Below are 24,062 nucleotides of genomic sequence, written 5' to 3'. Positions count from 1 at the left end.
AACTTTTAACCAACACGTCGTAAATGATACTTGTCTTGCAGGAAATTGGCTAACCAGTCTTTGACGCTGCGAGTGGCGCGACAGTCATCTTCGTTATAGCGGATAATGATGTCTAGTAAGGCGCGATCGCCTGTTTCTAACCATTGATCATACCAGTATATACACTTAGCACCACTGGCTTCTTTATCACGCCACTCGAACCCCAGCCATCGAGCAATGGCTTTCAAGGCATAACTTTCTATCGGTAAAACCACACTTTGGGTTAAGTGTTCATAAATATCAACAAATCTATTTAATACTGGATGTACTGAGGTGTAAGGTGTGCGATACAGTTTTGCTAAACGTTTGACTGTATCTAGTTCGTATACACAAAAGTGGTAAATTGGCGCTTCAGGATATTGCCACACTAAATCTAGAAATTGTCGCCAAATCAGTTCTTCTTGTGATGGTTTTTCAGCGACAAAAGAATAAAATTCTTCAGTGTTGGTTTGCTTGTTAACGACTAAAACCCCTAAAAGATAATCTAGATTTAAGTCTGGTTGAGCTTCAATATCAAAGTAAAGTTCTACAGGGGCGTTGATATTAATATTTATCTTGGGCTGTGGGAACGGTAAAATCAGAGGTTGTCTTTCTATGACTGATTGGGCTTGCACTACGAGTTTGGCTGCAACTTCCGTATCAAAACCGACAAGATTTTCTAAAATAGTAGGACTTGTATTGGCGAGAGATTCGACGCTGGTGATGGCGAGGTTTTGGAGTTGGGTGTAACGGATGGGTGTCACTCCGGGTAACAGGGAGAGGTGTTGCTGAGATTGAGCGATCGCATAACATTGACTGTGCCAAAGACAAAGATTACACTTCTGACGGGCAATAAATACTTCTGGTGCATTCTCTGACTCTAAAGCTTGAATAAATTCTTGTAAAATTCCCTGCATTTGAGGAATCCACTTAAATAAATCCACTGCATAAGGTGTGTCTTTACCCCGCAACATTAACCAAGCCGTCTGTGGTTGAACTCCCTGTACCTTTGCTAATACTTGGGTGTGGAAGGCTGTGACTACTTGATATTCCTGCTTGGGACGCTTACCCAGTTCTATATCCACTGGTTCATACATCCAATCACCAAATATAGACTGTCCGGGCTGTTTTATCAGCAAATCAGGACGGCTAAGACAGGTATATTTTGTATCATCTATCTCTATTAATTCGTTGTAATTAGCTAACAACACTCCTTGATAAATATACTCAACCCCACGCTGCATCAATTCTATAGTGGCGGCTTGCCCTGCTTCCCAATTCGGTTTTGGATAATCTGGTTGATGATAGGCAAATTGAGCCAAAATACTGTGTTGATGAGCATATTTGTCTTGTTGCAGTTTGAGCAACAATTCACTAGGCGCATCTCGCTGGCTTCTATCATTGTAAATATCTAAAACAGGACGGCGCTTACAGCGTTGGTATTGCAGCAGGTGTTCAGCATTAATTAGCATTCATTTGAGGATTAGGGACTGAGGAATTTTAGATTTTAGATTTTGGATTGAACAATTTAAAATACTCGCTGCGCTGCGTCCGCTAGGAAGACAGCAAATCCAAAATTGAATAGTGACGGTTGACTATGGACGGTTGACTATGGACTAATGACTAATAACTATTTTGCATTCTAAATTGTCTATGACTACTATTTCTACTTTACAAACTAGGTTGCATTGCCATCGGGAACAGTTCCCAGCTTTGGCTAATAAGACTTATTTTAACTATGGTGGACAGGGGCCGATGCCTCAAGGGGCAATGGATACTATCACCCAATCTTTAGCTTATATCCAACAAATCGGCCCTTTTGGGAATGAGGCTGGTAGCTGGATAACCACACAAACTCAAGCTGTGAGAGAAGCGATCGCCTGGGAATTAAACACCTCCTCTGATACAATCACATTTACAGATAATGTCACCGTTGGCTGTAATATCGCTCTTTGGGGCATCCCTTGGCAACCAGGAGACCACCTTTTACTATCAGACTGCGAACATCCAGGGGTAATTGCTGCTACCCAGGAAATAAGCCGCCGCTTTGGGGTAGAAGTGACTATTTGTCCCCTCAAAGCTACTTTAAATACAGGCGATCCGGTAGCGATTCTGGCTCAAAACCTACGTCCAAATACTCGCTTGGTAGTATTGAGTCATGTATTCTGGAATACTGGGCAAGTCCTACCTTTAGATAAAATTGTCGAGGTATGCAGAAATAATAACTCTTTCTTACTGGTTGATGCTGCCCAGTCTGTAGGAGCTTTACCCCTGAATTTAACCGAATTGGGGGTAGATTTTTACGCTTTCACCGGTCATAAATGGTTATGCGGCCCTGAGGGTGTAGGCGGTTTGTATGTACGACCAGAGGTTAGGGAAAACCTCAACCCTACATTTATCGGCTTGTATGGAATTATTGTTGACAATCAAGCCCAACCTCAAGGCTGGAAACCAGACGGACGCAGGTATGAAGTATCTACCCTAGCTTATCCATTGTACCTGGGGTTAAAAGAAGCGATCGCCACTCATCAACAATGGGGAACACCACAAGAACGTTACGCCCAAATTTGCCACAATAGCGAATACCTCTGGCGCAGTTTGACGGCGTTACCTGATGTCAAATGTTTGCGAAATTCACCACCGGAAAGTGGTATTGTCTCCTTCCAACTCAACCAAAACCCACCCTTGAAGTTGGTGCAATTTCTCGACTCACAAAATATATTAACCCGGACAATCGCCGACCCTAGCTGTATTCGTGCTACCGTTCATTATTTAACACTAGAATCAGAAATCGACCAACTGGTTGAAGCTGTAGCTAGGTTTTCAGTCTAGTCATTAGTTATTGGTCAAGAAGGTGGACAGTAAGAAACACAGTGGAATGGTTTCTTACTATCTGGAGAGAAAACTTCAATTTTTCAAGGTTTACGACAAGTGCGACTGCGCATCTCTATTGCGCGGTTGTGGCTAGATAAATAAAAAAGTATGAGTTATCTATCTCACATCCGCACAAATAAGAAAAGCGCATAACGGTCATGTTCGGCGGCAGTGAGTAATTTTGGCATCACCACTGCCAGGTCTTGATTCCGTTCACTGCAACACTTCGACCGCGCCTACACCGTATCCATGTTTGCTTGCATTGAGATAATTGGCTTTTTCCATCTCAACTTCTCGACTGCTTTATCTAAAGGTGTGCCTGCAATGGAGTTTGTATAATTGCTCATTGTCTTAACTGCAATTCCTAAGATCACTTCAAGTGCCTGTTGAGCAGAATAGCCCACAGAGAAAAATGCCTTTAATTCGGCTTCTGCTACCTTTCCTCGATTTAAGATCAAAGACTTAGTAAATCGCCGCAAGACTTCAAGCTTCGGGTCTGCCAATTCTGTCCCCTGTCTAAGTGCCTCAATATCGTTCTCCGCCATACCCGCGAGTTGCGAAAGTCTGGTATGCCAGGGAACACAATATTCACATTGATTCTCAAAGTTAGCTGTTTGATAAACAACCTGACGTTCGATGGGAGATAATGACGTAGTATCAAATAGCTTCCAAAGGTGAACATATCCTTCAAGCAAGGCAGATGACTCAGCCATGACTCTTTCCAAATTCGGAATCATGCCGAAATTCTTGTGGACTTGCTCAAGTAATGGCTGAGAAGCCTCTGGTGCAGTTTTTTCATCGTGAATTTGGAATATTGCCATTGTTCAACACTTCTCCTTATTGCTTGCACTTCATCAGCCAAAATAAAAAACTTCTAGCTAAACTTCAAGCGGATACTTTTTAGTACGGTAGGTACTTTTTAGTTACAAATATGAAATCATCAGCTAAAGAAGACTCAAAAATTTCTTCCAACTCCCCATTTGGCTTGAGCGCGATGTTTGAGGATTGTCTTGGATGTAAATGGACAATTCATCTTCTCGCACAAATTCGTTGCGGAATAAATCGTCCTAGTGCGTTGATAAAAACCAAGAAGGGGTTGACAACAAAAGTACTAAATGAATGTTTGACGAGACTAGTTCAATTCGGAATTGTAGAGAAATTAACTTATTCAGAAATTCCTCCCCGCGTTGAGTATCACTTAACTGCATTTGGTCAGGAGTTTACTGAGATCCTTGCTCGGATTGAAGCCTTACAAAACAAATTTAAAAATGGACAATAATTGCTCTATGGATAACCTTGAAACGATTTGGAGAAAATATACTCTCAGTAACCAGATTGAGCCACAACCGAGCAAGGAAGTTACGACAAATTGGCTTATATAATCCTTATAAGTCAAGCTTTCTAGCAGAGTAATAAAATTTTTCTTAACTCTGTTTCTTACTTATGCCAAACTTTATAAGTAATTGTCTAATTTTTAGTTGTACTGTATAAATTTAATTCTATTTAAGCCTTGAGCATTGGTCAGATCAACACCTGGTAAGCCGGAAGCAAACCATTTTTTCTATATGCAATGCTACCAACTATAATTTTATGAAACGCCCCATTCTATACATCGCCATTACAAACCACGGCTTCGGTCATGCTACACGTACAGCCTCAGTGGCGGCGACAATTCAAAAGTTGTGTCCAGAAATTCTCTTAATTATGGTGACTACCGCACCCCGGTGGTTGCTGGAGTGCTACGTAGAAGGTGATTTTATCCATCGTCAGCGCGCTTTTGACTTGGGTGTGGTGCAGTCAGATAGCTTGAATATGGATAAAGATGCGACTTTAGGGAAGTTGTTGGAGATTAAGAAACAGCAAAATTCTTTGATTGCTTCGGAAGTCAATTTCATCCGCCAAAATCGAGTGCATCTTATATTGGCTGATATTCCTTTTCTTGCGCCTTTATTTGCGAAAGCCGCAGGTATTCCTTGCTGGATGATGAGTAATTTCGGCTGGGATTTTATCTACCGTAGTTGGGGAGGGGAATTTGTAGCTATTGCTGATTGGATTAGTGAGTGTTATTCTCAGTGCGATCGCCTGTTTCGTTTACCCTTCCACGAACCTTTACAAGCTTTCCCTAATATTACTGATGTGGGTTTAACTGGTGGCTCTCCTCGTTACTCTGCTGAGGAAATCCGTTCTACTTGGGGTATCACTGCACCTAAAGATAAAACTATTTTATTAACCTTCGGTGGTCTAGGTTTACAACAAATTCCTTACGACAACCTTAAGAATTTTCCCGATTGGCAATTTATCGTTTTTGATAATTCTGCCCCTGATTTATCTAATTTAATCAAAATTAGCGATCGCAAATATCGTCCTGTGGATTTTATGCCTATCTGTGGACGAATTGTTTCTAAGCCTGGTTTTAGCACATTTGCAGAAGCGACTCTACTAGATGCACCCCTAGTAACTATTCCCCGCGATGATTTTGCAGAAGCTGCTTTGTTATTAGAAGGTATAACTAATTACAATTCCCATCAAATTTTGACACCAAAGCAATTCTTCCAAGGAAATTGGGATTTTCTCCATCAAGTACCACAACCACCAAAACAAACTCAACCAATTGCTAAGGATGGAAATGTGGCGATCGCACAAGCTATTATCAATTATTTACAGTCTCAATAAATGAGCCGCCAAAATATCAGTTGAATATGGCATTTTTAGAAATAGACACGAAAACTTTAGCATTAGCTATCGAAGATATACGTAAAGAATTAGAAAGACAAATAAAATTTATTCATATCAAAAATAACCCACAGTATGGCACACTACCAAAAATTACTCAGAGTTTCTACTAACGGTAAATCATTTCACAATATTACCGCTAAAATTGAATCCATAGTCGCAGAATCAGGTGTAGAAACTGGTCTTTGTACTTTATTTTTACGCCACACTTCTGCTAGTTTAGTAATTCAAGAAAATGCTGACCCTGATGTACTTGTAGATTTAGCTAACTATATGGCAAAACTTGTGCCAGAATCAGGGCAATATATTCATGATGCTGAAGGTGCTGATGATATGCCAGCACATATTCGCACAGCTTTAACTCACACTTCTGAAAATATCCCGATAAATCGCGGTCATTTGGTGTTGGGGACTTGGCAGGGAATATATGTTTGGGAACATCGTCAACGCAGTCATGTCAGAGAATTAGTTGTGCATATTTCACAATAGTAACCATGATTTATGGGCAAGATAAAATACCCGGTTTCTCAAAGGAGTCGGGTATCTTGTGAATTATATTAAATTGTCAATAGAAAAATTAAATTTATTTAATATTTTTTAAAAAAACATATAATTGCGGATATAAAATTATATTTATTTATAGTCACTTAGGCTAATTTAATAGGATGAAGCAACACATAGCACCGATTAATAATTTCCAACTACTTGATGAAATACTAACCCATAATTCAGTGAAGTTATTAACTCTCAATCCCCAAAAAACAATCATGACTAGCTTTGTGGAATTAGGGCATCTAATTACGAAAGAAACTACAGATATTGAATTAATTACTGCCATAATTGATACATTGAAACTTATCATCTGCGCTCAGTTGCAAAACTTCCCAGAAAATATTTTCTGGGATTTTGATTTTATGGTTAGCAGTATGTTGAAACAGGCTTTACAAAGAAAAGATGGTGCTATTGCTTTTTTAGAAAATTTTGGACACAGAATGGTGTTTTTAACAGATTTATTTGGCGGTCAAAGCGAAATAAAATTTCGCTATGTCCATGATTTTATTTATGGGTTTGAGTGGGCAAGGTGGGTACAAAAAGACCCAAGCAATCGTGTAAAAATAGAGCCTTTTAGTCTAATTTTTCTTGATTATTTGTTAGATAAAAGTGAAGAATTGCGGCAACGTATTCATCAAGGTAGTTCCCAATCTTATAAGTTGTGTGCAACAGGCTTTCGCAATCCTTTTACTTTCTCCCGTGAACCAGAAGATGAATACTTATTATTCACTCATCTTGCCCAAGAAAAACTGATTCCAGTACCAGCATGGAGTTGGAATGCTACTCCTATATGGAATCAACCTTTTCAGGAAATGCGCCAGCAATTAGCATTAAAATTAAATATTCAACCACAGAGACACTGATGAAGATTGCTGATTTAATTACTTGGTTTGAATCTTGGGCGAATCCTGCTTGGTGCGAAAGTTGGGATAATTGCGGTTGGCAAATTGAACCGGGGGTGTTGCACGACGAGGCTAAAGTTCTGATCTGTCTAACACCAACTTTAGCGGTAATGGAAGAGGCGATCGCTCTCCAAGCCAATCTAATTTTCGCCCATCATCCCCTGATTTTCAGCCCTCCCAAGTCTCTACGTCGTGGTGAAGCGATCGCAGAAATGGCACGGTTAGCATTTACCCACAATATCGGTGTCTACAGCGCTCACACCAACTTCGACCAAGTAGAGGATGGAACAGCTGACGTTTTGGCGCAAATTTTAGGACTCAAAGATGTTGCTCCCATAGTCCATACTCAAGACGGAATAGGTTATGGGCGTGTCGGTTTACTAGAGCCATTTTTAACTTTACAAGACCTACTGACAGTAATTAAAACCAGTCTGGCTCCTCCCGATTTAATTTTTTCCCCCACTGCTGATTTACAACAGATAATTTCACGGGTGGCTGTGTTGGGTGGTTCGGGGGCAAGTTTTATTTCGGCGGTAGCCAAAACTGGTGCTGAAGCTTATCTGACTTCTGACTGCAAGTTCCATCAGTTTCAAGAAAGCCGCGATCACGGTTTGATTTTAATCGACGCTGGACATTATGCAACTGAACGCCCTGCTTGCGATCGCTTAGTACAAAAATTTCGGTCTTTAAATCTAGATTGGGTGCAATTGAGCAACAAGGATGAAGATTTCCGCCAGTTTTTTGGGAGATAAGGAATCAGAGGGAAGTCATAAAATATTAAATGTTATGTAGTATCTTATTTTTCTTTAAAACTTGCGTAAAAATACATGAATAAAATTTTATTTTGGTAACATTAAATTGCTGTTACCCAATCTATATAATTATTAGGAGTTTAGCCATGATTGTTACATAAACTGTGTTTTTATCATTAGTGTGATCTATATCACTTAAAATACCAGCCAGTATCACTAGTATTGGCTGTTTTATATCAATTAGGTAAAGTGTAAATTATTCCAAACTGGAGATGACAAACTGCTTACTCTACCTAAAACAAGATGATTCGCGCACTTGTTGAATCTGCTTTTCAAACTGGTTATCTTAGTGTTGAATCTGAAGGTCTACTCCATCAAGTGCTGGTTACTAGGTGCTATCAGCAGGAAGATTTGCCATCTCTAGCATCTTTATATGATGCCGTTAGTACAGGAAAAATTAAACGAGAAGCGTCTTCGCAACTCCTGATAGAATCTCTTTCAAAGTTTAAATCTTGCTAAGACTACCAAATTCTTGCGCGCAGAGGATATTACGGCATCAAGCAAAAATCTTCAACTCATAACTTTGTGCCATTGTTGTTGAAAAACATGAAGGTCAGCCTGAGAATGAGTTAAGATCAAACACGTAGGGGTAAACGTCAAGCCGAATCCCCAGGCTTCTCAGCAATGCCAATGATTACAAGTAGGCAAATTAAACAACCGCAATCATCGCTTGTTTTGGAGTATTTATTATTACATAATGGTAAGCAGGACTTATCAGAAACTATTCGCTTGGTGAAAACAACACCGGAATTGTTTGACTTCTATGAAGCAAACATTCGCTGAATCACCCTGAAAGAGGTAAAATTTTGATCAGTAACTACCAGTTTATGACCAAAAATTCCCCTAAGACTGACAATAAGTTAGTTCTTGGGTATGGTCAAAAGACACACTGATTCTGAACCAAGTTCCTCACATCTTTAGGGTGTTGTTTAATTGGGATAAAACCCAGATTTTTCAAGGTTTAACTACGTTGTTTAAAAAGGCAGAAGCAGTACATGCTACACCGCAAGATTTATCAATTGTGTTGCGATGGGCGCGAGGTATGTGTATTCTTGCGGGACCAGCAACGCTGGATAGAACGCGCCCGCATCATTGATATAGAGGGAGACTTAGTGACCCTACGCTATGAAACAGACGAAGAAGACGAAGTTTGCTCTTGGGAAGAGATGGTTCGTCTCGAAAGTATCGGCGCTGTCACTCAAAAACTAGCCTCAGTCTCACGCAGTAATATAGAACCCCTGATGACTGAAGATTGTCCAGAAGCCGAGCGTATTCGTAACCATTACCCAGATTCCAATCCTGAATAATTAAGGCAGGGAGCAGGGGAGCAAGGGGGAGAAATTTACAACAATATTTCCCTTTTGCTTTCCTACACCAGCCTAATCGCAACTCCCCACTCCCTGCTAACCACATCCTGAATCCTGAGTAATACATCCTGCTCAGGATTCGTTATTTTATAGATACTCTATATCTCCTGTTCTCTGCCCCTCCCTCTATTCACCATTCGATAGGCGCTCAAAAGCAGGACAGTGGCCTTCTAACGTGACTCTAAAGTTATATAGCGGCGAAGCAGGATTCCAGCAGCGCTGTCCGCGTTGATGGCGACAAGTACCGCAGCAATTAAGGTCGGGAGGTATGTTGCGATCGCTATTTTGATTTAGCAGTTCTCTTTGGGTTAATCCCCTCAATACCAGTTCTTCTCCCTGCCAACGAGCTTCAATTAAACCAGTGTCAGCAAATTCTCTCCACCGAGAATCACCAGTGATAGCTTCGGGGATAGTAATTGTGACAACCGTCCCTAACTCTGTTAGTTCGCCTTCATAATTTGTTTCTGGGGGCGCTGGTTGTAAAAAAGTCTCGCCTATTAGCAGTTCTACTAAAGTTTCAGCCGCCGGTGAATGGATGTGATAACGGTTTTGCAACTCTTCTAAGCAGGTTAAATCTGCTAGGTATGCAGGGGAACCGTGAACAAAAACGACGTGCTGGGGGCGTAAATTATGAATTAACTGGGTAGTTCCAGGCCCATCGCTGTGTTGAGCCAGCAGATAACTTTCTACTGTGGTGGGGGCTGAGTATTTTTTATTAACTTTTATATCAATTTTTTCTGGCAATAAGATCAGCCAAGGCCCGGTTTCTGATTGACAGTACTGCTCTAAATCAGCTGTGGAATCGGTGAGGACAATACAGGGAGATTTACCCACACTACTACGATTTTCTGGCTGCAAGCGCCGCACACGGGGACGGACGCGCTCATCCCAAAATAAAGGTTGATGGCGGGCGAAGTTTTGTACTGATGCGGGGAGGTGCGGTAAAAGTTCCAAGTAAGCATCACAGCCAACAGCAACAGCGCCATCAACCCAAATATCCAAATCCCTACCTGTGAAATGGTGATGAGAACGCAACAGCATCAGCAATTCTTGTCCTAAGCCTAAAGCCGGAGTAGGGAGAAGGACAGAACAGCGATCGCTTATTGCACGATTAATTCTCTCGGCTAGTTGGTTTTCTTGGTTGCGGCGGTGGGGGTGTCGGGATGTGCCATAAGTCCCTTCTATAATCAACACATTTAAATCTGTACCGCGCAATTCTTCTAATCGCAAACCTTCTACTAACCGTGAGTTAGATAGGAAAAAATCCCCTGTGTAGAGTAACTTGTAAGAACGCTGCTCTGTAGTGTAAGTCAGCAGAATTGCCACTGCTCCTGGTAAGTGTCCGGCGGGAAATATTTCTGCAACCAACCCATCTTGTAGTTCTACAGGCGATCGCAATGGTAAGGCGTGGCAAAACTGGGGAATTTCTTCAGGGTTGCGGTCTAACCAATTTAAAGGCAGCAACTTACTGGTTACTTCACTGCCATAGATAGGTAAATTAGGAAAAGCTTGATGTAGTGCCAGTAACCCTCTTGCATGATCGGGATGAGCATGAGTAACTAAGACTAAATCGGCTGGTAAAGGTGAAGTGCTGGGCTTTGGTAATTGAGTTAAACCCTTCTGCAAGGATGAAATATCTTCTAAACCACAATCCAACAGGATGCGGTGCGGCCCCATCCTTACTAGTAAACACACACCTTCATCATGGTGCTGGACACTGTAGGGAAAACATTCTAGTTCAGTGGCTGCTTCCCCCGTATCAATACTGGAATATGCTGACAAATTATCCCTCATGCTTTGCTCCCCTCCAACCGCATCATAGACTTATCCGAAAAACCAAGATTCACAAGGATTTTGGTTTTGTCGTCAGGGGGTAATTTTGGTAGTGCGCCCCTAAACCTGAAGAATATAGATTTTTGATTGGGGAGGACACCTCTTACGAACCCGCACCGGTTCGTAAAAGTTGGGTGACAACAATCCATTAAACTGGGGACTAAGAGAATTTGCCTCTTGCATTTGTGGTAGACCGAAGCTCTGACTGCCTACTGCTAGCAACCAGACCTCTTTCAATGGGCAGAGCCATTGCCATGATAGTTATCCGTATCATAAAACCCATTTTTCGTCCCAAAAAATAGGCACGAAATAGTAAATATTACAGTTAAACCAACTAAAATCAGTTTTACGTCCATTGGTCGTCACTCTCTAACTAAGACTTACTTATATTAATAGCGTGATTTTCCAACCTAGCAAAATTGCTAGAAAATCTTTACTATGCTTGGGTTGATTGAGCAATAGGTAAATTTACCACAATCAATCAGATTGTAGAGCTTTTTGGTATCCCCTGTCTATTTATGCAATATGGCGTTACAAAGTGAGGATCGTAATTGTTGTTCTTCTGGTAAAGCTCGGATTTGGTCGTATAAAGCCCCATCTGTATCTTGGACTGAGGATTGCTTTAATTTTGAGGAAATCTTTGACCAAAATCCCTCTTGAGGGCATAAATTTTTGCATCATTTGGTAGATGACAGCTAGAATCTACAACATGATATGCTCCACTGGCGATAGATATTAACGATAACTTTTTGCCTGCAAAAGAATAGTCCAAGCTGGCAACGCCACCATAGTAAATAGGCGATCGCGGACTAAGTTAAAAAATATAATGCCTTCCTGGTTAAATTGCTCATTCCTATCCAGCCTTCGCACTCGTTTATTACTTCTCGTCCTCTTAGCGGTCATTCCCGCATTAGGACTAATTCTCTATTCTGCTTCCGAACAAAGACGTGCCGCCATCACTGAAGCGCAAGAAAACACGCTACGGCTAGTAAGATTAGCTGCTAACAACCAAAGGCAAATGGTCGAGGGAACTCGTCAACTGCTCACGGTATTGGCACAGATGCCAATTATTCGTCAGGGTAACTCACCAGATTGTCATCAATTACTAGCTGATCTCCTCCAACAGTATCCTACTTATGGCAACCTTGCAGTGATTGATACTCAAGGAAATATTATTTGCAGTGGTATAACTTATTCCGGCAGAGTGAATGTTACAGACCGTAGCTATTTTAAAAGTGCTTTGCAAACCCACAAGTTTGTAGTAGGAGACTATCAAATCGGTCGCATCACCAAAAAACCAACTGTTAGCTTCGCTTTCCCTGTCCTCAACAAAGTTGATCAAGTGCAATCTGTAGTCATGGCTGCCCTTGATTTAGACCAGTGGAATCAGTTAGCAGCTCAGGTACAATTGCCAGAAGACGCGGTATTAAGTGTTGTTAACCAAAAGGGAATACTCTTAGTCCGTTATCCTGAAGCAGAAAAGTGGTTGGGTAAGTCTTTACCACAGGATGCTTTTGTTCAAATGAAAACGACTGGTGGTGAAGGTGTATGTGAAATCACTGGTCTGGATGGTGTCCGCAGGATATTTGCATTTGTACCGTTAGGTGACGACCCTTTTAATCCTGATGCTTATATCAGCGTCGGTGTTCCTGTGGCGGTTGTGCTTGACCATGCTAACTGGCTATTAGTTAGTAATTTGCTTGGGTTAGGTACTGTAACAATCTTGGCATTAGTTGCTGCTTGGGTGGGTGGAAATGTTTTCCTGATCCGCCAAGTGCAATCTTTGGTGCGAACAGCGCAAACTTTGGGTAGTGGTCAACTGAATGCACGTAGCGAAATTGCTCATACATCAGGAGAGCTTGGGAAATTGGCTCGTGCGATTGATGAGATGGCAATAGCACTTGCAGCGAGAGAGATGGCGATCGCATCTCTCAACCAAGATATGAAAACTTTGTTTGAGTTAATTCCAATTGGCATTCTCATCACCCAAGACCCGGAATTTAAACAAGTTAGAGCCAACCCAGCTTTTGCTCAAATTTTGGGTCTTGAACCAAGAACGAATATTTCTGACACCCTACTTGATACGTTTTGTTCGTCATACAAGTTATTACGAGAAGGTCAAGAACTCCCTCCCGAAGAATTTCCTTTGCGATATGCTGCTATTCATAAAACGGAAGTCAAAGGAACTGAAGTTGATCTTGTTAGAGATGACGGCAGAATATTTAATTTGTTTGGTTATGCTGCTCCCCTAGTAGATAATTTAGACAAATCTAGAGGTGCAGTGGCTGCATTTTTGGATATCACAGAGCGTAAACAGGTAGAGGAAAAGACGCGTCACTTACTCACCCAAATTCAACACCAGGCAAATGTATTACAGGCCATTCTTTCCGCCTCGGTTGATCACATCTATATATTTGATTTACTTGGTCGTTATCAATATGTGAGTGGGGGTGGCGCAGCTATTCTGGGATTAACCCCTGAAGAAATGGTGGGTAAGACTTGGCGAGAACTGAATTTACCCGCAAACAGCTTAGAAATGCTGAATCTGCTGGACATTGAAAGAGAAGCAGTAATCCAAACAGGACAACCGATTAAAGCCGAAAATAGCTACCAGACTCCAGAAGGACTCCATTACTACGAATATATTCTCACACCCCTGCATAATCCAGAGCAGCTGATTGAAGGTGTCGTTGCTGTCTCCCGCGATATTAGCGGACATAAGCAAACAGAGCAAGCACTGCGAGAGAGTGAGCAAAGACTAAGACTAGCGCAACGAGTAGCCAAAATTGGTACTTGGGATTGGAATGTGCAAACGAATCAGGTATCTTGGTCGGAAGGTATCTGGGATTTGTTGGGGTTAGAACGAGGTACTAATAAACCAGGTTTTCGCTCTTGGCTAGATTTTATCCATCCTGACGATCGCGATCGCACAATGCAGGCTGTAGAAGCTGTGTTTACCCAAGGTGAGGAATACTATGATGAATACCGCATTCTGCGTCAGGATGGCACTATACTTTGGTTAGCATCGAAAGGGCGAGTCATTCGCAATTACCAGGGGGAAGTTGAGCGTTTTGTAGGAATTATCCTGGATATCAGTGAACGCAAGCAAGTAGAAGTAGAACGGGAAGAATTACTACAACGGGAACAAGCAGCACGGGAAGCAGCAGAAGTCACCAGTCGAATTAAAGATGAATTTCTGGCCGTTTTATCCCATGAGTTGCGGACTCCCCTCAATCCTATTATTGGTTGGACAAACTTGTTGCGGGCTGGCAAGCTCAAGCCAGAGAAAGCGGCGATCGCCTTAGAAACAATTGAGCGCAATGCCAAATTACAAACCCAACTAGTCGAAGATTTATTAGATATTTCTCGGATCTTGCAAGGTAAATTTACACTTAATCTTTCTCATGTATATTTTCCTACAATTATTGAAGCAGCCAAGGAAACATTCAGGTTAGCGGCTGAAGCTAAATCAATTCAAATTTTTACCGAATTTACTCCTGGGGTCAGTCCTTTTCTCGGTGATGCAGGCCGTCTGCAACAAGTAGTCTGGAATTTACTATCTAATGCAGTGAAGTTTACGCCAGAAGGCGGTCAAGTAACTATTAAACTAGAATCTACTGGTAATTATGCACAGCTTCAAGTCAGCGATACCGGTCAGGGAATTAGTCAAGAATTTTTGCCTTACGTATTCGAGATATTCCGACAAGCAGATAGTGCGACAACACGTAAGTTTGGTGGTTTAGGATTAGGTTTGGCGATCGCACGTCATATTGTGGAAATGCACGGTGGCAGAGTTTATGCCCAAAGTCTGGGAGAAAATCAGGGTGCAACATTTACCGTCAAATTACCACAGGTGAATCGCCAACCCAACTCTCAGCAAAATGAAATTCTCCCAGAAAATTTGTGCAATTTGCATGGTGTGCGCGTTCTGGTAGTTGATGATGAAGCAGATATACGAGATTTAGTAGTTTACTTAATTCAACAATCTGGTGCTGAGGTGATAGCAACAGCATCAGCTATCGAAGCATTACAAGTTTTGAAACAAAGCCCATTAGATATACTGGTGTGCGATATTGCTATGCCTGATATGGATGGGTATATGTTGATGCAGCAAGTAAGAGCTTGGTCATCAGAACAAGGTGGACAAATTCCGGCGATCGCTCTGAGTGCATATCCAGGAGAATTTAATCAACGAAAGGCTATAGCCGCAGGCTTTCAACGACATCTATCTAAACCAGTAGACCCCAAAGATTTGGTACAAGCAATTGCCAGTTTACTCTACAAGGGCTTTTGACTGGGTACGCCAACAGCACGCGGAAAATTTGCTGATGTGGTTCCTACCTTCCGCAAGTACAGGCAGTGACGGATGCTGTTAGTTAGAGGAGTCGTAAACTTTTCCACTAATTCAACTGCGCCACCCAACTGATTTACAGCATTTTCTAAAGCTGTTGTTTCTTCGTCTGTCCAAGTACCCCGATAAATTACTGCTAAACCACCTTGCTTTAATAAAGGTAAAGTATATTCTGCACAAGCTGAAGCCGTACCAACCGCGCGGATTAAAGCGACATCATACTTTTGTCGATGTTCTGGTTGTTGACCAATTTCTTCAGCTCTTGCAACCAGAGTTTTAGCATTAGTTAGAGCAAGTTCGCTCAAAATTTTCTCAATAAAAGTAATCTTTTTCCGCGTTGAATCTACAAGGGTAATTGTAGAATTAGGTGCAATGATTGCCACAGGAACGCCAGGAAACCCTGCACCTGTACCAATATCGATCACAGATGCACCCACTTGTAACGATGGGATAAATTGTTGCTGTGGCGCAATTCCTCGCAGCGAATCCCACAAATGTTTTTCCCAAAATTCTTGAGGTTCAGTGATGCGAGTTAAATTTAACTGACGATTACCTTCTAGAATCAATTCATAAAGCTGCTGAAATTGCGCCTGCTGTGAGTCAGTAGGTTGCCAATTGAGAGTTTGCTGCCAAATTTCTGGCAATGAGTTAGTCATTAGTCGATGTCAGTTGTCAGTTGCTAATAGTTTTTGCTCCACTGCCCCCTGCTCCCCTGCTCCCCTGCCTCTTCTCACGCCGCAGGTTGTGGTTCCTTGGCTTTGGCTTCTAGTGTCGCTGGATCCACAGATATGAGTTCGCCGTGCTTGAGTGTCCAACAACGGTCAGCGATCGCCAACAAATCACCAGCATCATGTGTTACTACTAATAGTGTCCAGTCTTGTTTGAGTTTCGCTAATAAATTTACTAATTGCTGACGCATTGACCAATCTAAGCCTGCTGTCGGTTCGTCTAGTAATAATATATTGGGTTGGCGAATTAATTGTACTGCTAAAGCTAACCGTCGTTGTTGACCGCCACTCAAGGCGTAAGGTGCAGCAGAGAGGGATAAATGTTCTAAGCCTACTTCACTTAATGCTTGCCTAACTCTCTCTATCCCTAATTCGGGATGCCCTATACGTAATTCTTCTAAAATAGTGCCACCGCAAAAGTGTCGTTCTGGAAACTGAAATACTAACCCAGCCAATTGTTGTAACTGTTCGGCTATGAGTTCTTGTTCTCGCCAGAGGGCTGCACCAGAAGTTGGTTCGGCTAGTCCAGATAAAATTTCTAATAAAGTACTTTTACCAGAACCGCTTGGGCCGATAATCAAACCCAGCTTTTGGGGAGGTAGTTCTAAGTTAATGGATTTGAGGATTGCTGTTGGGCAAGCGGTGGGATGGTAAGTCAGATTTCGGAGATAGAGCATTTGTTAAGATTACCAAAAGTTGGCAAAGAACTCACTAACTAAGATTAACTACAACTAGAGAAATGGGAAAATTCGCCAAAGATTTATCTAACAGCAAGAATTATCCTGACTGTTCCATTGTGACAGATTGCCCAAAAGCAGTAATTACAGTGATTTTGGGAACTTAGCATTTTTACTTAAGTCTAAGTTTAAGAGCTATTTTGTTGGCGACACACGCAAATTATAACTAAATTTTTTGTATTTTAAGTAACATACACAACTTTTTCAACCGCAATTATTCTGAGGCTGACAATGACTAGAAATTTTTCCTCTCCTCACTCAATAATATATTCTCAACTAACTAGACTTGCTCAAGGGAGTGTTGGAGTAGCGATCGCATTTACTCTGGCAATCAATCCCTCATGGGCTGGCGATCCTTTCCGCACAAGTGAACCGCGTAAAATTGGTGACAATACAGAAGCTGCGTTTAAGGCAGTTTTTCAACAGGGTGATTATCCAACCGCAGAGCGTCACCTCAATCAAGCAATATCCAGCGAATCAAATGAGCCTCTAGCTTATGCCATGAAGGCATCTTTAGCGTACATTAATAACGATTTGGCAGGGCTGGATAATTACGGCGGAAAAACTCTAGTAACTGGGCAAAAGTTACTGGCAACTGACCCATTACGGGGCAATATATACATAGCTGTAGGACATTTTTTAGAAGGAGCCGCAATTATCACCCGTGAAGGTACACTCAGAGGCGCACCCCAAGCCTTGAGTCGTCTTAGACAAGTTTATGAATATATGGATAGAGCAGAAGCTATTTCTCCAAGAGATCCAGAATTGAACTTGCTCAAGGGCTATATGGATTTGATGCTATCTGTCAGTTTACCCTTTGCCAACCCAGATGAGGCAATTAATCGCCTACAAAAAAATGCGGCTCCTCAGTATTTGACTAACAGAGGTATTGCACTTGCCTACCGTGATTTAAGACAGTACGCTCAAGCTTTAGATTACTCTAACCAGGCAATCAAAGCAGCTTCAGATAACCCAGAATTGTACTATCTTAAAGCCCAAATCCTCACAGCGCAGGGTAGACAAGAAAAAAGTCAGCAACTAATTCGAGAAGCGATCGCTAATTTTGACAAAGCCTTAACCAAAAAATCTCAACTCCCCAGACAATTGGTACAACAAATTGAACGTGAACGCAATAGTGCTGTCAATAACCTCAATAGTGCAGGTCGATAATTAGCAATGGAGAAGGGGAAGAAACTCCTCTCAGGGACGCTACACAAATGCGTAGCGTCTCACCAAGAACTATAACTTTAGGGACAACAAGGTCAGATCCAAAAACAACTGACAACTGGGGACTCCCAGATAAAAAAATACCAAAAATGGTAGGGTGCATCAGTGCGAAAAAACCTAGCTGTACCAAGAAATTATTCATACTGACGCACCCTACTAACGGTCAATTGGGAATAATTTATTATTTGGTGTTCCCCTGAAACGCATAATGTAATTAATTGACCAAATCAGGAAAAACCTCTTGTACCGCCGGATGTACTAAACGATGATTCTGCACATTTAAACCCTTGGCCAGTGGTAGATTAACTTCCAGTGCTTTTAGTCCTTGGTTTGCCAACTGCACAACGTAAGGTAGTGTACTGTTGTTGAGTGCTTGGGTTGCTGTCCAAGGTACTGCACCTGGCATATTCGGAACGCCATAATGCACTACACCTTCTTGAATGTATGTAGGGTTGGTGTGAGATGTAGGGTGTAAGGTTTCCACACAACCACCTTGATCAACCGCCACGTCAACGATGACTGAACCAGGGTGCATTTGTTTAACTAATTCATGGGATACTAAAATTGGCGCTTTGCGTCCTAATACCAAAACAGCGCCAACGAGTAAATCTGCTTCTTTGACTGCGGCTTCAATGTGAGCAGAACTACTGTAAAGTAATTCAACTCTAGAACCAAACAAAGTTTCTAAATAAGATAAACGCTCAACATTTACATCTAAAATCTGCACTGCTGCACCCATACCTACAGCAATCCGTGCAGCTTCCGTACCAACTACACCACCACCCAGAATTACTACTTTTCCTGGCTTCACTCCAGGGACACCACCAAGCAGCACACCTCTACCACCTTGTTGACGTTCCAAATAGCGCGCCCCAAATTGTACCGCTAACCGACCAGCAATAATGCTCATGGGGGTCAGTAGTGGGAGTCTGTTTGCCCCTGGTTGCTCTACGGTTTCGTAAGCGATCGCACAAATGCCAGAATCAATTAAATGCTCTGTTAATTGGCGATCTGCTGCTAAATGCAGATAAGTAAACAATATCTGCCCTTTCTGTAAAAAGTGGTACTCACTTTTCAGGGGTTCTTTAACTTTGACTACTAACTCTCGATTCCAAACAGCTTCTACTGTGGGGACAATTTCTGCCCCTGCACTGCGATAATCATCATCCGTAAACCCAGCACCACTACCAGCTTGGGTTTGAACATAGATGCTATGACCATTTTCCTGCAATACCCGCACGCTAGCAGGACTTAAACCTACGCGAAATTCTTGATCTTTAGTTTCTTTAGGAACACCGATTTCCATGTAACGCCTCTGATAAATTTTTTGTTTAATTTAGCCTGCCAGTCTCAGACTGACACTTCCGTATTGTGGATAGCTATCTACAACTTTATTTTGCCCAGTCCCTATACTTAAGCCTCAAACTCTTACCCTTGACTATTGCCCCACTGCCTCTACAATATATAAAGATTAATTACAATTTGTTAAACAGCCTTTGCATAGCTTCTGAAAATAGTAAGGTACTAGCTTTTTCTAGCTACCTTTTAATTTCAGTATCGCAATTAGCTCAAAACTCATTATTAAGTCCCGTTTGCCGAAAAGAGGTCTTCCAAAAATGTCCCAAACACAGCCAACAGTCACACCCAAACTAGAAGAGCCAAAATTTGGCTTTAATGAATATGCAGAACGCTTGAATGGTCGAGCTGCCATGATTGGTTTTCTTTTGATGGTAGTCATTGAGTATGCCACCAATCAAGGTGTTTTAGCTTGGCTTGGCCTTAAATAATATTGAGGGGGTGGGGAGTGCTGAGTTGAAATTCTCATCTACTCCCTCATCTCCCTATACTTCCTCAACTAACTCATCTCCCCCCTACAAGACTGAAACCAATATTAAAGTTGTAAGCTAGTAATTAGCAGAGTTAGATCAGCTAGATGTTCTAGCTAGTATCGCTCGTATAAATTTATAGTGAACTATCTCACACAAATTGCTTTACAAATATGAAGCATATTTAAGAAAGTGTTAGTTATATCTTAAACTTGCAAAGACTTCATGTAATAGAGTGAGTGACTACACTTAAACCCCACTGAAGAAATTATAATCTTTTTGTAAGATGTCTTTTATTCAGAAGGGCAGTTCTTAAGTGAGGTACTCTTGGTGAATTTACGCAAAAGGTTATCTGGACAAACCACGCTGTGATGAATTTTGTTTTACCTCGTTTTTTAAAGTCAGCCTACAGGAAAGAGCCAGTAATTAGTGTGTTAATCACGATGGGCGTGGTGGATGCGCTGATTGGTGGATTAGATGATAGCTGGTCATTATTTGCTGTTGGTTTAGGAACAGCAGGTATCAGTCTTGCTTGGAAGTTTTGGCGTAGTAGTCAACAGCGTCGCCCAGTACCAGAGGAGCCGGTGGTACAACATTACTTACCGCCTCGCTCATCTAGTCCGACTCTACCAATGCTGAGTGTTCAAAAGAAAAAACCACCGTACTAAGGAGTGGTGAGTGCTGAGTCATGAGTGTTGAGTATTCACTCGACTATTAGTTGATTGGTGTATTTAATCTGGTGAGGAAAAACAGTGAGGAGTAAGGTAACAAGACGGGGGTATGTTATGGTACGCCCATATTTTATATTCCTATTCATGGCTGCAATGGGCTACATCCCTTTGCAGGTCATCGCTGTGTCCCTAAATCTTGGACAAGGGGTAAAGGCAAATGCAGCTGATACAGTTCAAATCATACCCAATCAACAGCCAACAGGAGGATTTAGCAACCCCAGTCTCCTCCATAGCCTCACAGCCCATTCAGGTAGGGTAAAATCTTTAACTTTCAGTCCTGATGGTCAGACTCTTGTTAGTGGTGGCGCTTACAACGATGGTGTAATTCGTCTTTGGAACCCAGCAACCGGCAAAAGAGTAGGAACTATCAACAAAGCCCAGAAAACTGCTGTGGAGTCTTTGGTAATTTCCCCAGATGGACAAACCCTAGTTAGTTCTGGCGCTGACAATATTATTAATATATGGAATCTCAAGAATAATCAATTTACACGCTCTTTCGTGGGACATACTGCTAGTGTCATGTCCTTAGCTGTATCTTCTGATAGTAAAGTCCTTGTCAGTGGTGCTTTAGATGGGATTCGGGTATGGGATTTACTCCAACAACGTCCATTGACTACTCTAGTACGCTTTGATAACAGAATTTATACCCTGGCAATGAGTTCAGATGGTCAAACTCTGGCTAGTGGTGATACCAGAGGTGTAATTAAATTATGGAATTTAAGTACAGGTGAATTAATCCGGGGATTTACAGCCCATTCTGGTACAGTTACAGATGTTGCCTTCACACCCGACGGACAAAACTTAATCAGTTCCAGTAGCGATCGCACTATTAAAGTTTGGAATCTCCCCTCGGAACAACTAACCCGCACCTTGACAGGACACAACAATTGGGTAAATGCGATCGCTCTCAACCGCGATGGTAAAACTTTAGCTAGTGCTGGTAGAGATGGAATTAAGTTGTGGGATTTATATACAGGCGAGTTGTTAAATACACTGGTTGGACACAGTGATTGGGTAAGTGCGATCGCCTTTAGTCCAGATGGACAAGTTCTAGCCAGTGGCGGATTTGACGGTAAAGTTAACGTTTGGGCTAATCCATCAGTCACAGTCCGTAAGTGATTGTAGAGTATGTATTATTTTAATCACCTTGCGGATACTCATTCCACAAGGTTGTAATTTCACGCAAACTTTGATGATTACCATTACCCAAAATCAAATGATCTAACAATGGAATCCCTAAAAGTTGCGCTCCCGCTAATAATTGACGTGTAAGTTCTATATCCTCTGGGCTTGGTTCTACGTTACCAGAAGGGTGATTATGGGCAACAATTGTCCTTGTTGCACCTTGACGAATTATTTCTCGAAAAATCTCACGAGGAGAAGCTAAAGTCTCTGTAGCCGTACCGATAGTAATTACCTGTGTCCCCAGTAGACAATTTTTGACATCTAATAACAATACTGCAAAACGCTCTTTAGTCTGCCACATCAAATCATGACTCAGCGCCGCCGCCGCCGTCACGGGACTATCAATTGGTGTTTTGTCTAAAGGACGAGATTGAAAGGCACGTTTACCCAATTCAATCGCCGCTAATATAGTTGTGGCTTTTGCCGGGCCAATTCCGGGTATTTGCATTAACTCAGCAGGGGTAACTTCTCGCAAAACTGCCAATGGGTCACGCTGATGTTTACCAAGTTCCTGCAATATATATTGTCCTAAACCCACTGCTGAGAGTTTCCCAGGCCCTTGACCAGTACCTAAAAGAATTGCTATTAACTCAGCTGTAGCTAAAACTTTCGACCCGTGTGTCATTAAACGTTCACGGGGACGCTCATTTGTGGGTATATCGGCAATTCTCAGGCAATAGGTCATAGGATAACTCGAAAAATAGTCACTATAGATGCAACTATCTTTAGTTATCCCTTGTTTGCGTGCAGAATCAACCTAATTTGAGCAAATCTTTAATTTTTACCAGTTTTACTGATAGATTTGCGTCGCCTTGAGCATATGGTAGGTGATGATTAACTGAGTGAGAGCAAGAGGGTAACTTTGTAGTGTTTCGCCTGTTGTTCCGGCAATTTTGCCCAATTCTGGGTTACTTTCGCGATCGCACACGTTACTCAAATAAGGCATATCAGAACAAAGGATATGCTCTAATTTATTCACTTGTTCTAAAGTGGCATGACCATCAACTTCCAATACATCAACGGGTTTACTCATATCCCGGTCTAATCCTAAGCGAATTGCTGACCCAGAATTGCCATTAGTTAAATTAATAATTGGTGTAAAATCTGGGTGGGGAATAGTGGGACGCAAAACTAGACGCACGTTCAGGTGTCCATTGCTTTCATCTCCATCTTCATGAGTTGGATAGAAACTGACAACTATATCCGACCATTGTCTTTGGGGACGAATATACTGATCTGAATCTGGTTCGCGTTTTTCTAATTCTGCCAATACCTGTTCGGGAGTGTAGCCGCGTTTTTGAGTGTCGCGTTTAACTTTCCATTTGGCGCGGAGGTTTTCTGGAGGTGCAAGGTAAACTTTCACATCGTAACAATCACGGGCTGCACGAGTGGAATAACCGAGTAATCCCTCGATAATCACAAACTTATTCGGTTTGATATACTGGGGCGGCTCAAAGGTTCCAGTTTTGTGGCTATAAACTGGTTTGAGGATTGGTTGTCCTGTGCGTAGCAGCGATAGATGCTGCTGCATGATATCCAAATGGTTACAATCGGGGTGGAGAGCCGTGATTCCTATTTCTGCCCGTTGCTGGCGATCATACTTATGATAATCATCTGTACAGATAAGTGTGACATTCTCAGGACCGAGTACCTGAGCAATTCCCCTAGTTAGTGTGGTTTTACCAGCAGCACTATCACCAACAATACCAAGAATTATTGGACGGCTCATTATATCCCCCCGATACAAACAACTATAGTAATAAATTTTGCAGAGAATGTTTTTTATTTTAAAAGGAATTGTATCAATTGATTTAATTGAAACCTTTTTGTGCAACATCTCTATACATTAGATATACAGCAATAATTATTGTTGGCAAAATTGCCTGTGTATGCCAGTAGAAGTTAGAGACTTTATATATATGTAAAGTCAAAATGAATAAAACTTTGATATTTCTATTTCATATTTTGGATCAAACAAGAGTTGCGGTGAATCCTTAACTTTTTTTGTTTATTCTGGACTATTACTTCTAAATACTGATTTTTCCTATAATAATCCGATTTGATTGTTGTTGGCGTAGCCTGCACTTACGCTTAAAAATCTCAGTATCTGTAGGGTAGGCATTGCTCACCAAAACCATGATGCAGTGGAAATTGCCCACCCTACGTATATTTCAGAATTCCAGTAT

At 41.7% G+C, this 24,062-nt stretch carries 22 protein-coding genes; 14 read left to right on the top strand and 8 right to left on the bottom strand.

Translation table 11 applies throughout. The annotated features are described in order from the left end of the window. Window positions 1–5 precede the first annotated feature (5 nt). Window positions 6–1,490 carry a TM0106 family RecB-like putative nuclease gene (locus H6G18_RS16205; protein ID WP_190408130.1) on the bottom strand — a complete coding sequence of 495 codons (1,485 nt, stop codon included), beginning with the start codon at window positions 1,488–1,490 and terminating at the stop codon, window positions 6–8. Between the two features lie 181 nt (window positions 1,491–1,671). On the opposite strand from H6G18_RS16205, the gene H6G18_RS16200 reads away from it, so the two are divergent. Continuing rightward, entirely contained in the window at window positions 1,672–2,850 is a 1,179-nt protein-coding gene (locus H6G18_RS16200) for an aminotransferase class V-fold PLP-dependent enzyme (RefSeq protein ID WP_190408129.1), read from the top strand. Window positions 2,851–3,128: 278 nt separating this feature from the next. On the opposite strand, the gene H6G18_RS16195 is transcribed toward H6G18_RS16200, so the two are convergent. Then, window positions 3,129–3,713, bottom strand: a complete 585-nt coding sequence (locus H6G18_RS16195) for a carboxymuconolactone decarboxylase family protein (protein ID WP_190408128.1) — start codon at window positions 3,711–3,713, stop codon at window positions 3,129–3,131. 110 nt (window positions 3,714–3,823) lie between these two features. Here H6G18_RS16195 and H6G18_RS16190 point away from each other — a divergent pair, with 110 nt between their 5' ends. From H6G18_RS16190 to H6G18_RS16155, 8 genes are all read left to right on the top strand, one after another. After that, window positions 3,824–4,171: a winged helix-turn-helix transcriptional regulator gene (locus tag H6G18_RS16190; RefSeq protein ID WP_190408127.1), complete on the top strand. Its 348-nt coding sequence runs from the start codon at window positions 3,824–3,826 to the stop codon at window positions 4,169–4,171. A gap of 311 nt (window positions 4,172–4,482) precedes the next feature. Next, entirely contained in the window at window positions 4,483–5,565 is a 1,083-nt protein-coding gene (locus H6G18_RS16185) for a glycosyl transferase (RefSeq protein WP_190408126.1), read from the top strand. Window positions 5,566–5,700: 135 nt separating this feature from the next. Next, the gene (locus tag H6G18_RS16180) at window positions 5,701–6,114 is read left to right on the top strand and encodes a secondary thiamine-phosphate synthase enzyme YjbQ (protein ID WP_190408125.1); all 414 of its coding nucleotides are present in this window, start codon (window positions 5,701–5,703) and stop codon (window positions 6,112–6,114) included. Window positions 6,115–6,290: 176 nt separating this feature from the next. Then, window positions 6,291–7,040 carry a hypothetical protein gene (locus H6G18_RS16175; RefSeq protein ID WP_190408124.1) on the top strand — a complete coding sequence of 250 codons (750 nt, stop codon included), beginning with the start codon at window positions 6,291–6,293 and terminating at the stop codon, window positions 7,038–7,040. Continuing rightward, the gene (locus tag H6G18_RS16170) at window positions 7,040–7,831 is read left to right on the top strand and encodes a Nif3-like dinuclear metal center hexameric protein (RefSeq protein ID WP_190408123.1); all 792 of its coding nucleotides are present in this window, start codon (window positions 7,040–7,042) and stop codon (window positions 7,829–7,831) included. Before H6G18_RS16175 ends, H6G18_RS16170 begins: the two co-directional genes overlap by 1 nt. Before the next feature lie 303 nt (window positions 7,832–8,134). Continuing rightward, a complete protein-coding gene (locus H6G18_RS16165) occupies window positions 8,135–8,350 on the top strand; it encodes a hypothetical protein (RefSeq protein WP_190408122.1) in 216 nt (71 codons plus the stop codon). A gap of 165 nt (window positions 8,351–8,515) precedes the next feature. After that, window positions 8,516–8,674 (top strand): hypothetical protein, encoded by a 159-nt coding sequence (locus tag H6G18_RS16160; RefSeq protein WP_190408121.1) that lies wholly within the window; start codon window positions 8,516–8,518, stop codon window positions 8,672–8,674. Between the two features lie 212 nt (window positions 8,675–8,886). Further along, window positions 8,887–9,198 (top strand): DUF6679 family protein, encoded by a 312-nt coding sequence (locus tag H6G18_RS16155; RefSeq protein WP_190408120.1) that lies wholly within the window; start codon window positions 8,887–8,889, stop codon window positions 9,196–9,198. 186 nt (window positions 9,199–9,384) lie between these two features. On the opposite strand, the gene H6G18_RS16150 is transcribed toward H6G18_RS16155, so the two are convergent. Further along, window positions 9,385–11,052, bottom strand: coding sequence for an MBL fold metallo-hydrolase (locus H6G18_RS16150; protein ID WP_190408119.1), 1,668 nt, complete (start codon window positions 11,050–11,052; stop codon window positions 9,385–9,387). Window positions 11,053–11,917: 865 nt separating this feature from the next. On the opposite strand from H6G18_RS16150, the gene H6G18_RS16145 reads away from it, so the two are divergent. Next, on the top strand, window positions 11,918–15,385 hold the full coding sequence (locus tag H6G18_RS16145; protein WP_190408118.1) for a PAS domain S-box protein: 3,468 nt from the start codon (window positions 11,918–11,920) through the stop codon (window positions 15,383–15,385). Here H6G18_RS16145 and rsmG read toward each other — a convergent pair. Beyond that, window positions 15,370–16,098, bottom strand: a complete 729-nt coding sequence (rsmG, locus tag H6G18_RS16140; protein WP_190408117.1) for a 16S rRNA (guanine(527)-N(7))-methyltransferase RsmG — start codon at window positions 16,096–16,098, stop codon at window positions 15,370–15,372. The two genes, H6G18_RS16145 and rsmG, sit on opposite strands and share 16 nt — an antisense overlap. A 74-nt stretch (window positions 16,099–16,172) precedes the next feature. Then, complete coding sequence (locus tag H6G18_RS16135) at window positions 16,173–16,847, bottom strand: ABC transporter ATP-binding protein (protein ID WP_190408116.1); 675 nt, start codon at window positions 16,845–16,847, stop codon at window positions 16,173–16,175. Window positions 16,848–17,138: 291 nt separating this feature from the next. Between H6G18_RS16135 and H6G18_RS16130 the strand changes: the two genes are divergently transcribed. Continuing rightward, window positions 17,139–18,077, top strand: a complete 939-nt coding sequence (locus tag H6G18_RS16130) for a Sll0314/Alr1548 family TPR repeat-containing protein (RefSeq protein WP_190408115.1) — start codon at window positions 17,139–17,141, stop codon at window positions 18,075–18,077. Window positions 18,078–18,348: 271 nt separating this feature from the next. On the opposite strand, the gene ald is transcribed toward H6G18_RS16130, so the two are convergent. After that, window positions 18,349–19,440, bottom strand: coding sequence for an alanine dehydrogenase (gene ald, locus H6G18_RS16125; RefSeq protein ID WP_190408114.1), 1,092 nt, complete (start codon window positions 19,438–19,440; stop codon window positions 18,349–18,351). 310 nt (window positions 19,441–19,750) lie between these two features. Here ald and H6G18_RS16120 point away from each other — a divergent pair, with 310 nt between their 5' ends. From H6G18_RS16120 to H6G18_RS16110, 3 genes are all read left to right on the top strand, one after another. Beyond that, window positions 19,751–19,921: a chlorophyll a/b-binding protein gene (locus H6G18_RS16120; RefSeq protein WP_190408113.1), complete on the top strand. Its 171-nt coding sequence runs from the start codon at window positions 19,751–19,753 to the stop codon at window positions 19,919–19,921. 410 nt (window positions 19,922–20,331) lie between these two features. After that, window positions 20,332–20,628 carry a hypothetical protein gene (locus H6G18_RS16115; RefSeq protein ID WP_190408150.1) on the top strand — a complete coding sequence of 99 codons (297 nt, stop codon included), beginning with the start codon at window positions 20,332–20,334 and terminating at the stop codon, window positions 20,626–20,628. A 117-nt stretch (window positions 20,629–20,745) separates the two neighbouring features. Continuing rightward, a complete protein-coding gene (locus tag H6G18_RS16110) occupies window positions 20,746–21,810 on the top strand; it encodes a WD40 repeat domain-containing protein (protein ID WP_190408112.1) in 1,065 nt (354 codons plus the stop codon). A 19-nt stretch (window positions 21,811–21,829) separates the two neighbouring features. Here H6G18_RS16110 and radC read toward each other — a convergent pair whose 3' ends face one another. After that, on the bottom strand, window positions 21,830–22,561 hold the full coding sequence (radC, locus tag H6G18_RS16105) for a RadC family protein (RefSeq protein ID WP_190408111.1): 732 nt from the start codon (window positions 22,559–22,561) through the stop codon (window positions 21,830–21,832). Between the two features lie 105 nt (window positions 22,562–22,666). Then, a complete protein-coding gene (locus H6G18_RS16100; RefSeq protein WP_190408110.1) occupies window positions 22,667–23,605 on the bottom strand; it encodes a phosphoribulokinase in 939 nt (312 codons plus the stop codon). Window positions 23,606–24,062: the final 457 nt, after the last annotated feature.

It is taken from the genome of Anabaena subtropica FACHB-260, assembly GCF_014697105.1.
GTDB lineage: Bacteria > Cyanobacteriota > Cyanobacteriia > Cyanobacteriales > Nostocaceae > Trichormus > Trichormus subtropicus.
The sequence above is the reverse complement of the archived record's forward strand: the minus strand, read 5'-3'. Positions and strand labels throughout refer to the sequence as shown.